The following is a 14,040-nucleotide window of genomic DNA, read 5'->3' on the forward strand; positions in this document are numbered from 1 at the left end:
CTCCGCATCCTATGCACACCGTCAACTTACTGTGAGGTGTGCATGTTTTCTCCCTCAGTCCGGCTTGCTTGTTTGCTCTGTGCTTCACTGCTGTTTACCCATGCAGCAAATGCATCAGAAAAAGACGAGCTAGCCAGCACGCAGCGCTTACTCGATCAGGTTCAAGCCTCGCTGGAACGAGCTCGCGTTGTCGCTGCGCAATCTGACCCTGCCGATCGTGCCCGATACCACTTTGACTATCAACGCATTACTGCTGATTTGAATGCCATCAGAGCGGGCATCGATACCTATTTGGCTCCATCCCGGGCGCAGCCTCGGGAAGCCAGTTCTATTGCGGGGAACTACCGTCGGGAGAGCCCCTGATATGTCTATGACCGCCGCACAGTCTTCTGCCTTTAAATCGGCATCTGGTTTCGATCCCCAAATACTCAGCCTCATCTGTATCGGCTTTCTGCTAGCCGCGTTGTTTCTGTGGGCTGCCTGGGCGTTGGGCGATATCTGGAACGGCTGGGCTAATGAGAAAGTCAGAGATGCTGCGATGGGTAGATTTGCAGTAAGAACCGCGATCTTGTTGGTTATCAGTATTTGGATGTTTGCCAGTTAATTTTTTCTATACAGAGGAGTTTCTCCATGTCTATGTCCCGTCGTTTTATCTCATTTCTGTTTTATATTGGATTGGTATGCCAGTCTGCTTTTGCTGCGTTGCCTACTGTTGAAGCGCCCCAATCCAGTGGCGGATCTGGAATTATGGGGCAAGCGAAGGGCTATTTACAAGATGGTCTTGTCCTAGGGGGATTAATACTTGCTGCCGTTATGTTCCTCAATGTTGGGACTGCCGCTGGTAAAACCTTCTCTGAAGTTCGCGATGGACGTGCCGGTTGGGAAAAATTCGTTGCTATTGTCGTTGTGGGAATCGTGTTGCTCGTCGTTATCATCTGGCTTGCAGGTAAATCTGCCAATATCCTTTTGTAAGGTGGCAGTATGCAAACTATCCCTTTTTTGCCTGATCGTTTGAATACTGAAGCCATTGTATTTCGTGGCTTTACCACTCCAGAGTTGGGGCTTACGGCTTTACTTGGTTCTTTTGCTGGTCTTTTGTGGTCCATCATCCTTGTTCCTTTTGTGGGGTGGGTCATCATCCCAACGGGAATTTTACTGACTCCTTTACTAGTCATTGGTTTTGGAGGGAAGTGGGTTTCGAGTATTAAACGCGGTAAACCTGAGAACTATATCTGGCAGAAGTTGGAGGAAAAAAAACGACATATTGGTGTAGGGGATGAGACGTTGATTATCCACTCTCAGGGATGGTCATTACGCCGTAGCCGCGCTAAGGGACGATCATGAGCATCTACCGTAACGCGGTGAGAAATCGCGACCAGCATATTCTGACATTACGCATTGCCTGTGGTGTTCTGGTTGCCATGTTACTGGTCACGATACTCGGCTGGATGCGGGCGCCTAGCAATTTGACGGTTCACAATCCTCCCGATCTCCGGGCTGGTAGTACCAAGCCCTGGTGGGAAGTGCCAGCACCGACAGTCTATAGCTTTGCGTTTTACATTTTCCAGCAACTAAACGCATGGCCCAAAAATGGTGAACAGGACTATCCCAGCAAGATATTCAGCCTATCCCCGTACCTGACACCATCTTGTCTGGATTTTCTGAATGCAGACGCGAAAAAACGCTCATTGGGTAACGAGTTGCTTGACCGTGTTCGTGTGGTTTACGAGATCCCCGGGCGGGGATACAGCGCGGAGAGCGTGGATGTTATCAGCCGTGATAACTGGGTTGTCCGTTTAGATTTGGTGACCGATGAGTATTACCACACCGAACCCGTTAAGCGGGTACTCGTGCGTTACCCACTGAAAGTCGTTCGTTGGGATGGGGATGCAGAACGTAACCCATTTGGTTTGGCTCTGGATTGTTATGACGCGATGCCACAGCGTCTGGAAATATCACATCAGCCACAGCCAGAGAAAAAGGGGATTATGCAGTGAGAATGAAACCTTTCACAGCACGGAGATTTTGTCAGAGCGGTTTACTGGGATTGTTCATTACAGCGTCATTGCATGTTGCCGCTGATGAATTAATTAAATGGGAACGCATCCCCCTGCAGATCCCATTAAAGGTAGGGCAAGAACGCGTTATTTTTGCGGATAAAAACGTTCGTGTCGGTTTCCCTCCGGCACTGAATGACAAGTTACGCGTGCAATCGACAGGTGGGGCGGTTTATCTCAAAGCGGACAGTGCATTTCCTCAAACGCGGTTGCAGTTACAGGATCTGGAAAGCGGCGAGATTATTCTGCTCGACGTGACTGCGTCACCGAATGGCCCGACAGAGCCCGTTCGTCTGGTGTACAGCGGTGACGTGACGACGGTTGATAATAGCGATCGCCCGGACAAATCATCCGGACGTAGTAGCTCATCTTCGACTTCGGAAACGAAATCAGACGCAAAAGAGTCTAAGGCACCTCGCTATAACGCTCCGTTGCCTGTTGTTTTAACTCGTTTTGCCGCGCAAACACTTTATGGACCATTACGTGCAGTAGAGCCTGTGGGCGGTATTCATCCTGTTAATCCTCGGTTGTCAGGAAAGATCACAACGCTATATCCCTCTGAACCGCTTGATATCACCACTCTGTCAGCCTGGGGCGTCGGGGGGCGATCTGTTGTGGCGCTACGCGTTCGCAACACCTCAAGCCGAAAGATCGTTCTCGATCCTCGGGTTCTTCAGGGGCAGTTTGTTTCTGCCACATTCCAGCATCGTTGGGTTGGGCCAGTAGGTACACCAGAAGACACGACAACATTGTATCTGGTCACCGATAACCGCCCTGAACTCGCATTCGTCGCAGAGTCGGTCGTTAAAGTGAACCCGACATCAGCCAAAGCCAGCAAGAAGGAGCGCGGGCATGCAAATTAAGTCCAATACGCTGGTAAAAGTAATAGTGCCATCGGTGCTGGCCATCGGCGCATTGATTGGCGTAAAAAGTTGCCAGGGACCCGCTCAAATACAGAATACTCCTGATACCTCAACGACAACATTGGGACTGTCTCAGGATGAAATGAAGGCGTTAGGTGTCGCCGGTGATACCCCTGAGGATACGCTACGCACGCTGGTCGGTTCGTTGAATCAGGTGCGCAGTGATTTAGGTAAACTCAGTCAGCAAAATGAGGATCTAAAAAAACAAAATGAGGCACTTACCCGCCGCAGTACTGACGTATCCGGGCAAGTGAACGAAGCCGTTTCTGGCGTGCAGCAGTCTTACGATACGAAGCAAAAACGCTTACAAGATGAACAATTACGTCTACAGAATAAAATCCAGGAACTTACCGATACACTGGCTAATTCGATGAGTAATCCCGGAGGCCATATTAGTGGAGGAAGTAGCTACCAGGAACCCTCCGGGCACGGCGATATCCCTCTCGGATTAGGGCTGGACGGTATGGGAAATGGTACCAGTGGCACGATGTCGCAAGGTGCAGATGGTCTGATATGGGTACAGCCAAAAGACCAGAAGCCAGCCGACCCGAATAAGACGTCCAGTTCGGGTATGCCTGCGCTCCCCCAATTTCCGACCTCTTTCCTGAACGATAATGAACTGACGCGCCAGAAGGCGGCGTATGAGCAGCAGGTGAAGGGGTACTCGAACGAAAAAAGTGAGGTTACAGCTGAGCCTGTTTACACCTTACCTGAGAATTCTACCCTGATCGGTAGTCGGGCAATGACGGCGCTACTGGGTCGTGTTCCTATTAACGGTACCGTAACTGACCCTTATCCCTTCAAGGTCTTAATTGGTAAAGACAACTTGACAGCAAATGGTATCGATTTACCGGATGTTGAAGGTGCGATCGTATCAGGCACAGCCAGTGGTGACTGGACGTTGTCGTGTGTCCGTGGTCAGGTCAACAATATTACGTTTGTGTTTGCCGATGGCACGGTTCGCACGTTGCCGCGAGCTGACGCTAATGGCAACAGTAATAGTAATAATGGCAGCAGCAATCAGGGCGCGAGTGGTTCCAGCGGTGGTATTGGCTGGATTTCTGATGAAGCTGGGATCCCGTGCATCAGTGGTGAGCGAAAGTCTAACGCATCCACCTATCTACCCACTATTTTTGCCCTCTCAGCTGGCTCAGGGGCTGCCAGCGCGCTGAGCCAGAATCAGCAAACGACGCAAACAAATGGTTACGGTGGAATGACGTCCTCACTGACGGGTGATGCTGGGCAGGCGGTTCTCGGTAAGGCGCTGGCCGGTGGCCTGAATGAGACGACTGACTGGGTGAAACAACGCTATGGCCAGACATTCGATGCGATTTATGTCCCGCCAGGCATGCGACTAGCTGTGCATATTACCAGGCAGTTGGCGATTGATTACGAAGAAAAAGGGCGCAAGGTTCGGTACGACTTCTCGTTGCCGGCTGATGGTCGCAGTCAACGTGGTTTGGATTGAGGAGGCGAGATGGAAGCTGTTCACGCCTGCTGGGAAAATATCTGGATCTTTAGCACAACATCCGCAATTGATCGGCTCCGTATAGATATTCACTATTGTCAGTCCGATTCTGAGCTGTTGGCCAAAAGTCTTGCTGAATCAGCACAAGCCTCCCTGTACTGGGCTAACGACGATCTGTTTCTTGACGTCGGCAGCCATTGTATTCCGGTGCAGGAGGGTTGTTTTTTTGTTAGACAACTACTGCCCACCTCACTCAAACGCTTTGAACTGGCCTGTTTTCTGGAGAAACAGGCCGATCCATTCCTGATGGCCATCGAACAGGGCCATCTTAATGACTGGCACTCCGTACGGATGACGGTTGCTGAATTATCCCGCCACTCGATGTGTCGGTCATTTTCACTCATTGCCGGTCATTTTCATTTATTCCGACGTTCTGGAGAAAAACATGCCTAAATTCCAAGTTATGACAACACTGTTCGTAATGGTGTTATTGAGCGGGTGTTCGACCTCAAAAGAAGAAATGCTGCCAGCTGGGGAGCACTCCATGCTGGAATTATGGAATGGCGCAGATGGCGAGGGAACGACTCGACGTTCTGCCCAGGCCAGAGATGCATTACGCCGCCCGCTGAGTACCGGGGAGCTTCAAGCGTCTTTACATGACGATCGTAGCTACAGTCGAACTCAGGAGAGTGAAATCAGCCAACAGTTTCCCCGTCTGCCGAATCCAGACATGGTGATATACATTTTCCCTCATCTGGCAGAGGGCAACACGCCGGTTCCTGGTTACAGCACAGTCTTTCCCTTCTATAGCCAGACCCAGTACGCGATGCCGGGTGAACGAGTGGAGGCGCTGTAATGTTCTCACTGTTTGATAAAAAACGGATATCCCGCTCTCGTGAAACCAGGGGACCTGATGACACGATTGGCAGTTTGGCTGAAGGTATTCCACTCCAGGTCGCTGGGCGCCCGTCGCTGCCGCGGCCCGGGAAGATGACGGTGCAGGATGAGGTCAGGCTGAATCATGCTAATCCCTCAATCATCGATTACCTGCCGTGGGTTGAATTCTTAGATAACGATAAGTGTCTGCTGTTGGATGACGGCATTTCTGTCGGAGCGGTATATGAAGTCTCTCCCGTTGCGACAGAAGGACGTACGGAAGAGCGACTGGAACAAATCCGCGATACGGTCGAGGATGCGATACAGGACAGCTTTGAAGAACTTGATGAAAACCCCTGGGTTGTGCAGTTCTTTTGTCAGGATGAGAACAATGTCGATACTTATGTCGATCACCTGAGGGGCTATGTTAAACCCCATGCACAGGGCACGCCTTTTTCGGAGGCCTGGCTGAAGGAAACGGAGCGTCATTTACGGGGGATTGCTCGTTCGGAAGGGTTGTTTACGGATACTAAAATTACTGGCCAACCCTGGCGTGGACAGCAGCGCCGTACGCGTATGGTGATCTATCGCTGGATTGGTAAAAACAACCGAGACCCAATGCCGCCAATCGCGATGCTCAATCAGGTCTGTGAACGTGTGACCAGCGCATTGTCCGGTGCCGGTGTAATGTGTGTGCGGCAGAATGGCTATCAGGTGCATGGCTGGTTGCTGCGTCATTTTAATCCCTCACCGGAATGGGTGGATAAAGACACGTTATATCGCCAGGCTGCCTATTTTGACCGACGCGATACGCCTGATGGCACCATGCCAGTACTCAATGATTTTACGGAAACGCTGTGGTTCAATCCGCCACGTTCGGATCTCGAGAACGGCGTGTGGTGGTTTGATAATCAGGCGCATTGTGCGTTGCCGGTCGAGAAACTACGGCGCCCGCCAAAGCCCGGAGCGATTACAGGGGAAATGCTCCGGGGAGAGAAGATCAATGCGTTGATGGATCTCTTTCCGGAAGGTACCACACTGTGTATGACTATAGTGGTACAGCCGCAAGATAAACTGGAAGCCGATTTTACCCGGTTATCGAAGAACGCAGTAGGCGAGAACACCGAGTCAGGTCGCGTTCGCCAGGATGTTAAAACCGTCAAAGAGTATCTGGGAAATCGGCACAAGTTGTACCGTGCTGGACTGACCTTCTTGTTACGCGCCGATGATGTGGAAACGCTCAATCATAAACGAGTTGAACTGACGACCGTATTGCTGGGAGCCGGCTTGCAGCCGGTGCGGCCGGAGTATGATGTTGCGCCATTGAACACCTATTTACGTGCATTACCCATGTGTTTTAACCCGGAGACGGATAAGAAACACTGGTATACCCGGCTAACGTGGGTACAGCATCTGGCAGGATTGTTACCCGTGACAGGTCGTGAAATGGGGACGGGTAATCCTGGGATCAGCTTTTTCAATCGAGGTGGTGACGTATTGTCATTCGACCCGCTAAATAAAGGCGATCGCAGCCAAAATGCCCATAAGCTGATATTCGGACCGACCGGTGCCGGGAAGTCGGCAACGATGTGCGCGATGTTATCGCAGGTGATGGCCATACACCGCCCCCGGTTGTTCATTGCTGAAGCCGGCAACTCATTTGGGCTGCTGGCCGATTATTTTGAAAGCCTTGGTCTGACGGTGAATAAGGTCAGTATCAAACCGGGTAATGGATTGAGTCTTCCGTTGTTTGGTGATGCGTATCAGTTGTTGAATAGTGATGTGCCTTTGGCGATTGACGCTGATGCCTTGCCTGAGCTGGACGCAGATAGCGAAGAGCAAGATGACAGTCAACAGGACAAGAAAGAAAAACGAGACATCCTGGGGGAAATGGAGATTTCAGCCCGCATGATGATCACCGGTGGTGATGCGAAGGAAGAAGCCGAGCTTAAACGAGCCGATCGCGCAATGATCCGTGAAGCGCTGGTGATGGCCGCGAAAGCCTCTTATACCGCTTCTAAACAGATGCTGCCGTCCGATCTGCAACGCGCACTACTTGATATTTCCATGGATAGTGAGCGCAATGAGCAGCGTCGTACTAAAGCCGCTGAGATGGCTGAATCGCTAAGTATCTTCACACAGGAAGGGAGTTTTGAAGCAGAACTGTTTAACCGTGAAGGGCAGCTCTGGCCAGAAGCTGACGTCACGCTGATTGATCTGGGGTATTTTGCGCGTGAAGGGTATGAAGCGCAGATGGCACTGACCATGGTGTCACTGACGAACACTATCAACAATATTGCCGAGCGTGATCAGTACAAGAAACGGGATATCGTTTTCGCTGTTGATGAGGCGCACATTGCAACGGTTAACCCGCTGTTGGCGCCATATATGACCAAGATCGTCAAAATGTGGAGGAAGTTGGGGGCCTGGCTCTGGCTGGCGACGCAAAACCTGGAGGATTTCCCTGACGCGGCCGGAAAAATGTTGAATATGGCGGAGTGGTGGCTATGCCTGGTGATGCCGAAAAAAGAAGTCGATGATATCAGCCGTTTCAAATCCCTGACGGATGAACAGAAATCGGTGCTGATGTCGGCCAGCAAACTGGATAAATGCTACACCGAGGGGGTCGTATTATCGAAGAACGTCCAGGCGTTGTTCCGTCCCTCAGTGTCAGCATAGTTGTCACCCCCTCTGAAAATAAACGCGAGGGTGATGGAGTGACAAATGAAACGTATTTCCCCTGAACGAAAATCCGGAATACTGGCAAAACTGCTGCCGCCCTACAATATGACCGTGGCTGCTGTTGCACAGATGGAAGGAATATCCGAAGCTACCCTCTATAACTGGCGAAATCAGGCTAGATCAGAGGGAAAACCCGTGCCCAGAGCAGAGAAAACAACAGACCAGTGGTCAGCAGATGCGCGCTTTGCCGTGATAGTCGAAACCGCCACACTCAGTGAGGCAGAAATCGCGGAATACTGCCGTAAGAAAGGACTCTACCCGGAGCAACTTGTTCATTGGAAACAAGGTTTTATGCAGACTGAAAATCCCGATGATAAAGCAGCCCTCAAGCAGAGTCAGAAAGAAAACAAACAGCTAAAGAGAGAACTTCTCCGTAAAGAAAAAGCCCTTGCGGAGGCGGCAGCCATACTGGTATTGCGAAAAAAGCTCACAGACTACTACGGGGAAACCGACGGGGACGACTGACACCTGAAGGTGAGCGACAGCAGTTTATTCTCTGGATAAATGAAGCGGTAACCTCGGGAGCGCGACTGGCCATTGCCTGCCGTGAAGTCAACATCAGCCTGCGTACCTGGCGACGCTGGCAGTACTTTCCCCGTGACCGGCGAGCTGAGGCGGTAAGACCCGTGCCGTTTAATCGGCTGAGTCCGGAGGAAGAAAACCGGATACGGGGTGTCTGTCATGAACCGGAATATGCCAGCCTTCCCCCCTCACAAATCGTGCCGCGTCTGGCCGACAGGGGTATTTACCTGGCCAGTGAGTCAACATTCTATCGGGTGTTGCGTCGCTCAGGTGAAGTCCATCGCAGAGGACGTCAGGCACGGCAGCAGAAGGTATCAGCACCGACAACCTTTATAGCGTCTGGGCCTTGTCAGGTGTGGTCGTGGGACATCACCTGGCTACCCTCTGTAGTGCGTGGTCGCTGGTTTTATCTGTATATGATACTCGACCTGTACAGCCGAAAAATCACCGGTTATGAGGTGTATGAGACGGAAAGTGGTGAACAGGCAGCGGCACTGATGCAACGTAGCGTGATACGGGAAGGCTGCTGGCGTCAGCCCCTGGTGTTACATGCTGATAATGGTGCGGCGATGAAATCGCAGACGCTGCGGATGAAACTACATGAACTGAATATCACAGCGTCTCACAGCAGACCGCGAGTCAGTAATGATAATGCGTATGCAGAGTCGCTGTTCCGGACGCTGAAATATGTCCCACAGTGGCCGTCATCAGGGTTCCGAAGGCTGGAGGATGCCCGTCACTGGGTGAATCAATTTATCCGCTGGTATAACGAAGAGCATCGTCACAGTGGAATACGCTATGTGACGCCGGCAGAACGACATCGTGGTGAAGACAGAGCTCTGCTGACCCAGCGGGATGAACTGTATAGTCAGGCACAGAAAGCGCATCCTGAGCGCTGGTCAGGGAAGACAAGAAACTGGCAGCCGGAAGGCCCGGTAACGTTGAATCCGGAACGGGAAAAACAGGCGGCTTAAATTAACCAAGGGTGCCAACTACCTTGACACTTACCGCCGTGCCGTTCCCCCCAGTTTGTACCTGGCACTCGGTATGACAGAAAAAGAAGAAAAAGTGGAACGACGTCGTTTGATGAATGAATTCCATTGTTCGGAGCTGGAAGCGGCAATGCGGGTCGCCACAGCATTAGATAAAGCCCGTGGCTTGGTTGAGCAGGAGAAAGTTGTAGCATGATGACATTGAAATACCCTACGCCGACGATCCAAACGGAGAGTGGCCATTTTCCCATGCTTTTTAGTCTGAAACCGCAAGGTGAGGCGGGGATTTCCCTGAAAAATGACAGCGAACTGCAACAGCTACGTGATGCTATTCGTCAGCGTTTGCCTATGCAGTGCAATGTAACGTGCCATCCTCACCGAGTCGGTACTCGAGGTGCGGTAGCGCTGCATTTTGATGGTGGACACGGTATCGGCCCTTGTGTGGATATCCTGATTTCTGTTGCCGGCACAACGAGCTGGCCAGATCCAGATGATTACGATCATCCACGGTGGTACATTTCTGTTCCAGATGCAGTGGATGCAGTTTACCTGGTGTTGTACCTCAAAGAGGTTGCAACTAGCAGTATCAATAAAGTTGGTAATAAATGAATACAACCCCAGGTAAAACTGGGGTTGTGGAACTACGAAATTTCAACTTCAACAATATACGCAGGAACCATTTTTGTTTGCGTATGAAATGAACCTGGTAGACATTTTCCCACTGTTATGTCTTCGATGTACTGTTCTCGTATATATTTCAATGTTGCCCCTGACGCAAATAAAATCTCCATTTCGTGACCAAGGTTCGTGCCTTTGTGTTTGAACGCAAAGATTTTTGTGCAAGGGTTTTTAACCTTTAATACCAATATATCAATTCTTCCTGCGTCGTAAGCTTTCCCCCCATGTAGGGTTTCAGCAAATGCGACGTTAGGTGAAAGAGTTGTTGATAAGGGGCGTGTAGTAACGAACTGTGCATTTTTTCCATGTGCTGTAGGCCAAAAACCACCATGGAAAAGGTATTGTCCCTCACTAAGAACAGAACCTACTTCTTTTATGGTATTTGATACGCTTGCCAGATCGCAATTAGGGTAGTGTGATTGATAACGAGCAATGTCCTTAGGGGTAACTGGCGGCATTGAACGTGCCCATGAGCCATGTTTTTTAACCATGTTTTCTATATGTATTGTTAGCCCGTTATCTGTTCCCGCTTCATTAATTGCATATATTGCTGCACTAACGGGGTCTGTTATGTTGCATTTTAATCCCTCTCTGACGTTAGGGCCTGGACCATCTGGTATAATGACCCCTATCTCATCTGGTCTCATAAGTCTCATATTCCATCGAACGTAAGGCTCTTTGAGTATATTAATTATTGGTAAACTCATGACTCTGTATCCTGATTTTTTCGTATGTGATTGGACTTTCTTATTTAATATAATTTTTTGAATAAAAATATAAAAGGCATGTCTGATATAGTAACGGTTTGGTATTAAATGCAATATGCCTTACGTTGCCTTTAGCCGATTAATAAAAGAAAAAATGCTCCAGCTTAGGCTAAAAATTTTTATCTATCTAAAAAGAGTTTATCGCTGCTTATCTTCTCCGCTTGCTGCAACCTGATGGGTATTTATTAACCTAAAGGAGTGTGGTGATGAATGGCAAAATCAGTGCTTTTCTTCTCCTGTTTTTACCTGTGCCATTATTGGCTAACCCCGTTGTCTATACCGACCAGCAACATCCTCCTACCAATCTTACACCCGAGACTCAGATAGTCTGGCTGGATGCGCCGGAACGGTTGCAACGTTCCGTGTTTGGCGAGTTTTCAGCATCGATGGAACAAGCGACAGCGCAAGCTCAGGTTGTCATGCGTTCTCCGCAGTGGCAACAGCATGAGAATGATCTGCAAACGGCCTATCGTGGCGTTGTGCATGCATGGGAAATCGGTGTGCGCAAATATCCTGCTGTTGTTTTTGACGATCGCGACGTGGTGTACGGCACGGCTGATGTTGCCAAAGCGCTTGCGTATAAAATGCAGGAAAGGGGACGACCATGAGTCGATGGCGAACCCGGTTACGACCGATTGCAGTTGGCATTATGCTCACGACAGCATGTGAGCCTGCTGCTATTGCTGCCGTTAACACAGCGCAAATTGTTGCCAGTGCTATTTCTCCTGGGTGTATCAGCTGGCGTGTCAGTGGTATTTGTTACTGGCTATTTTGCACTAAATTCGGCTGTACTATTCGCACGTCCGTCAAAGTCACTCACTTTATTCCTGATGCTGTGGTTTCTACCTATATGGTTCCAGGGGGGAATCCCTGGACTGAAATGTCCCCGGTCAGCCAGGGGGCGGGAGGGTTGGAGAGTACCATTACCAGTGGATTAAGCGGGGTCGCAGCAGGCGGTGGGAACGCAGCAGACATTAAAGATCCTGGCCGAAGAAAATCCAACATCAAATTTAAGTATGCGGATGCGATCGGCCATCCCGCTTCAACCCTCATCGGCGGACAAATTCCCGGCTATTCCTGCGACAGCGTCGCGACGCCGTTCATGCCGTATTTTCTGAGCACGCTGGATTCTCTCGCCTGGCGAACGGGAATTCCTGAATCGCTGTATCCGGAGGCGCTAATTCCTGGCCAGCGTGAAGTCGGTAGCATGACATCAGGGATTATGTGGGGGAATGTTTATCCCCGCTCTGGATTTATCCAGCATACCGATGACGATAAAGCGTCAGCTGTGGTCGCCCAGCGCGTGGCGGACATTATTACGCGTTCTGGCCAACTGCACGTCTATCAGCCCCTGACAGGCTCCCGGCGTGATGGGTACTGGCCTCCCGAACCTGTCGTGGAAAACACCAACAATCACAAGTGGCAGCGCTTGTCGCCACAGCTCACGTCTTCATGTGCCGTATTTCCTGATGGTGACCACATGTCAGCTGAAAATGGCAGTGCCGCCTATACCCTCTGGCAACCCTACAGTTGCTGCCAACGCCGCGGTCAGCGGTTGTTATCTGTTACGAATTTTTAAGGAATAACGATGAGAATGAAGTTTTGCGTTCTGGCTATAGGCCTGCAATTGATTGCGCCGTGCGTTCTCGCCGATCAGTTCAACGTCAATTTGCCTCAGGCAAACAGCGGTTCACCGGGGTATGGGGCTGATGTCAGTGGTGCAGTATCAGACAAACTCTTTTATACGCTTGGAGGAGGCTCTGTGATTTCACAGCCGGCGACGCGTATCAGTATGGAGAAGCTGGGTGTCGATCTCGGTTGGAGCTCTGATCTGCAGTGCGGCAATTTTGACCTGAAAACCACGGTTGGCAATCAGTTGAATGGGGTGACATCAGGATTCAAAAACCTGATGGGGGAAGTCATTCAGGGGGCGACCGGTGCAGTGTCCAGTTTACCTGGCGCCATTATTCAACGAGCGAGCCCGGGGCTCTATGACATGCTGACTAATGGCGTTCTCCAGGCAAATGTCGCGTTTGATAAGGCCATGTTTAACTGCCAAAACATGACCAAACGGATGATGGATTTTTCGGATTCCAGTAAATGGACCCAATCAGCACAGGCCGATGAATACAAGCAATTGGTCAACAGCGGAAAAGCGGATGCCATCCAAACGGATAACGATTCCCAGAAACTCACCGGCAATAATGGCCAAAACTGGATTGGTGGCCAACGACGTGGGGGGAAAGGGCAACCTGCTATTCGTCCAACGCATGATTTGGCGGCCGCGGGTTATAACATGATGAACAGCCAGCCGGTGTTGAGTACATCTTCCGTCAGTACCAGCAATTGCACGGGCTCCGTTTGTCAAAAATTCCCCAATGCGGAGGAAGCCGCAAAGGCTGTTGTCCAGGTACTTGGCGATCGCTCAATGCGGACGTGTAAGGTAGCCTCTGAATGCACCAGTGGGGATGAGGCTCAGCAACCCGGCACGACCCAGGCGGGAACGGGATTTGCCCCCATGTTGGAGGATGCGACGAAAGCCAATCTTGAACAATTGGTGAAAATGGTTAATGGGGTAGAGAAACCAACGGCTGCGAATCTGGCCAAATTGAAAGCCGGTAGCCTGACTATCACCAGTGGCGTTATCCGAGCATTACAACGCGACCCGGATAACGCTGCGTTAACGGGTCGGCTGGCCAGCGAACTGGCGATGGCGGATACGGTCGAGACAGCATTACTGATGCGCCGTATGCTGATGACCGGAATGTCTGAGCCCAATGCCGCGGCTCAGGAAGCCGCAGTTGATGAGGGGACCCGGCGTATTGAATCACTCGATCGGGAAATTAATGCCCTGAAGAACGAGATGGAGCTTAAGCGCGAGCTGGCACGTAACTCGGTGCTGACGATCATCGAACGGGAAAATAGTCGTGTAGAAACCAACCCGCAGAAGCAAATCCAGGACAATACGGATGCACGCTTCAATCAGATGACTACTCCTGCTCAGAGTAACTAACT

General features: G+C 50.7%; 16 protein-coding genes and 1 pseudogene. 16 read left to right on the top strand and 1 reads right to left on the bottom strand.

Going from position 1 to position 14,040, the window contains the following annotated elements; all coding sequences use genetic code 11:
* Positions 1 to 42 precede the first annotated feature (42 nt).
* From JFY74_04415 to JFY74_04475, 13 genes and pseudogenes are all read left to right on the top strand, one after another.
* Positions 43 to 363 (top strand): hypothetical protein, encoded by a 321-nt coding sequence (locus JFY74_04415; protein QQG29315.1) that lies wholly within the window; start codon positions 43 to 45, stop codon positions 361 to 363.
* A 1-nt stretch (position 364) separates the two neighbouring features.
* The gene (locus tag JFY74_04420; GenBank protein ID QQG29316.1) at positions 365 to 604 is read left to right on the top strand and encodes a TIGR03758 family integrating conjugative element protein; all 240 of its coding nucleotides are present in this window, start codon (positions 365 to 367) and stop codon (positions 602 to 604) included.
* Between the two features lie 26 nt (positions 605 to 630).
* Positions 631 to 972, top strand: a complete 342-nt coding sequence (locus JFY74_04425; GenBank protein ID QQG29317.1) for a TIGR03745 family integrating conjugative element membrane protein — start codon at positions 631 to 633, stop codon at positions 970 to 972.
* A gap of 9 nt (positions 973 to 981) precedes the next feature.
* Positions 982 to 1,344: a TIGR03750 family conjugal transfer protein gene (locus JFY74_04430; GenBank protein ID QQG29318.1), complete on the top strand. Its 363-nt coding sequence runs from the start codon at positions 982 to 984 to the stop codon at positions 1,342 to 1,344.
* The gene (locus JFY74_04435) at positions 1,341 to 1,997 is read left to right on the top strand and encodes a TIGR03746 family integrating conjugative element protein (protein QQG29319.1); all 657 of its coding nucleotides are present in this window, start codon (positions 1,341 to 1,343) and stop codon (positions 1,995 to 1,997) included. The genes JFY74_04430 and JFY74_04435 overlap by 4 nt, the downstream gene beginning before the upstream one ends.
* Before the next feature lie 2 nt (positions 1,998 to 1,999).
* Positions 2,000 to 2,920, top strand: a complete 921-nt coding sequence (locus tag JFY74_04440) for a TIGR03749 family integrating conjugative element protein (protein QQG29320.1) — start codon at positions 2,000 to 2,002, stop codon at positions 2,918 to 2,920.
* Entirely contained in the window at positions 2,910 to 4,448 is a 1,539-nt protein-coding gene (locus tag JFY74_04445) for a TIGR03752 family integrating conjugative element protein (GenBank protein ID QQG29321.1), read from the top strand. The genes JFY74_04440 and JFY74_04445 overlap by 11 nt, the downstream gene beginning before the upstream one ends.
* A gap of 9 nt (positions 4,449 to 4,457) precedes the next feature.
* Positions 4,458 to 4,901, top strand: a complete 444-nt coding sequence (locus JFY74_04450; GenBank protein QQG29322.1) for a hypothetical protein — start codon at positions 4,458 to 4,460, stop codon at positions 4,899 to 4,901.
* Positions 4,894 to 5,304: a TIGR03751 family conjugal transfer lipoprotein gene (locus JFY74_04455; GenBank protein ID QQG29323.1), complete on the top strand. Its 411-nt coding sequence runs from the start codon at positions 4,894 to 4,896 to the stop codon at positions 5,302 to 5,304. Before JFY74_04450 ends, JFY74_04455 begins: the two co-directional genes overlap by 8 nt.
* Positions 5,304 to 7,985: pseudogene (locus JFY74_04460) on the top strand (conjugative transfer ATPase). The gene JFY74_04455 and the pseudogene JFY74_04460 overlap by 1 nt, the downstream one beginning before the upstream one ends.
* A 63-nt stretch (positions 7,986 to 8,048) precedes the next feature.
* Positions 8,049 to 9,562, top strand: a protein-coding gene (locus tag JFY74_04465; GenBank protein QQG29324.1) for an IS3 family transposase whose coding sequence is annotated in 2 segments (ribosomal slippage) — positions 8,049 to 8,496 and positions 8,496 to 9,562 — 1,515 coding nt in all. Because the reading frame shifts where the segments join, the coding sequence is not laid out codon by codon here.
* 73 nt (positions 9,563 to 9,635) lie between these two features.
* On the top strand, positions 9,636 to 9,776 hold the full coding sequence (locus JFY74_04470; GenBank protein QQG29325.1) for a hypothetical protein: 141 nt from the start codon (positions 9,636 to 9,638) through the stop codon (positions 9,774 to 9,776).
* Positions 9,773 to 10,189, top strand: coding sequence for an acetyltransferase (locus JFY74_04475; protein ID QQG29326.1), 417 nt, complete (start codon positions 9,773 to 9,775; stop codon positions 10,187 to 10,189). Before JFY74_04470 ends, JFY74_04475 begins: the two co-directional genes overlap by 4 nt.
* A 32-nt stretch (positions 10,190 to 10,221) precedes the next feature.
* Here the strand turns inward: JFY74_04475 and JFY74_04480 are convergent, their stop codons facing one another.
* Positions 10,222 to 10,965 carry a hypothetical protein gene (locus JFY74_04480; GenBank protein ID QQG29327.1) on the bottom strand — a complete coding sequence of 248 codons (744 nt, stop codon included), beginning with the start codon at positions 10,963 to 10,965 and terminating at the stop codon, positions 10,222 to 10,224.
* Between the two features lie 266 nt (positions 10,966 to 11,231).
* Here JFY74_04480 and JFY74_04485 point away from each other — a divergent pair, with 266 nt between their 5' ends.
* The 3 genes from JFY74_04485 to JFY74_04495 are packed head-to-tail and all read left to right on the top strand — an operon-like array spanning position 11,232 to position 14,038.
* Positions 11,232 to 11,633, top strand: coding sequence for a TIGR03757 family integrating conjugative element protein (locus tag JFY74_04485; protein ID QQG29328.1), 402 nt, complete (start codon positions 11,232 to 11,234; stop codon positions 11,631 to 11,633).
* Entirely contained in the window at positions 11,630 to 12,604 is a 975-nt protein-coding gene (locus JFY74_04490; protein QQG29329.1) for a TIGR03756 family integrating conjugative element protein, read from the top strand. Before JFY74_04485 ends, JFY74_04490 begins: the two co-directional genes overlap by 4 nt.
* A 9-nt stretch (positions 12,605 to 12,613) precedes the next feature.
* Positions 12,614 to 14,038 (top strand): integrating conjugative element protein, encoded by a 1,425-nt coding sequence (locus JFY74_04495; protein ID QQG29330.1) that lies wholly within the window; start codon positions 12,614 to 12,616, stop codon positions 14,036 to 14,038.
* Positions 14,039 to 14,040 lie beyond the last annotated feature (2 nt).

Origin of the sequence: Pectobacterium carotovorum (assembly GCA_016415585.1) — a bacterium.
In the GTDB taxonomy this organism is placed as follows: domain Bacteria; phylum Pseudomonadota; class Gammaproteobacteria; order Enterobacterales; family Enterobacteriaceae; genus Pectobacterium; species Pectobacterium carotovorum_K.

Coding starts and splice junctions, on each gene's coding strand:
- JFY74_04415 (QQG29315.1), top strand. CDS start 43: ATGTTTTCTCCCTCAGTCCGGCTTGCTTGTTTGCTCTGTGCTTCACTG.
- JFY74_04420 (QQG29316.1), top strand. CDS start 365: ATGTCTATGACCGCCGCACAGTCTTCTGCCTTTAAATCGGCATCTGGT.
- JFY74_04425 (QQG29317.1), top strand. CDS start 631: ATGTCTATGTCCCGTCGTTTTATCTCATTTCTGTTTTATATTGGATTG.
- JFY74_04430 (QQG29318.1), top strand. CDS start 982: ATGCAAACTATCCCTTTTTTGCCTGATCGTTTGAATACTGAAGCCATT.
- JFY74_04435 (QQG29319.1), top strand. CDS start 1,341: ATGAGCATCTACCGTAACGCGGTGAGAAATCGCGACCAGCATATTCTG.
- JFY74_04440 (QQG29320.1), top strand. CDS start 2,000: ATGAAACCTTTCACAGCACGGAGATTTTGTCAGAGCGGTTTACTGGGA.
- JFY74_04445 (QQG29321.1), top strand. CDS start 2,910: ATGCAAATTAAGTCCAATACGCTGGTAAAAGTAATAGTGCCATCGGTG.
- JFY74_04450 (QQG29322.1), top strand. CDS start 4,458: ATGGAAGCTGTTCACGCCTGCTGGGAAAATATCTGGATCTTTAGCACA.
- JFY74_04455 (QQG29323.1), top strand. CDS start 4,894: ATGCCTAAATTCCAAGTTATGACAACACTGTTCGTAATGGTGTTATTG.
- JFY74_04470 (QQG29325.1), top strand. CDS start 9,636: ATGACAGAAAAAGAAGAAAAAGTGGAACGACGTCGTTTGATGAATGAA.
- JFY74_04475 (QQG29326.1), top strand. CDS start 9,773: ATGATGACATTGAAATACCCTACGCCGACGATCCAAACGGAGAGTGGC.
- JFY74_04480 (QQG29327.1), bottom strand. CDS start 10,965: ATGAGTTTACCAATAATTAATATACTCAAAGAGCCTTACGTTCGATGG.
- JFY74_04485 (QQG29328.1), top strand. CDS start 11,232: ATGAATGGCAAAATCAGTGCTTTTCTTCTCCTGTTTTTACCTGTGCCA.
- JFY74_04490 (QQG29329.1), top strand. CDS start 11,630: ATGAGTCGATGGCGAACCCGGTTACGACCGATTGCAGTTGGCATTATG.
- JFY74_04495 (QQG29330.1), top strand. CDS start 12,614: ATGAGAATGAAGTTTTGCGTTCTGGCTATAGGCCTGCAATTGATTGCG.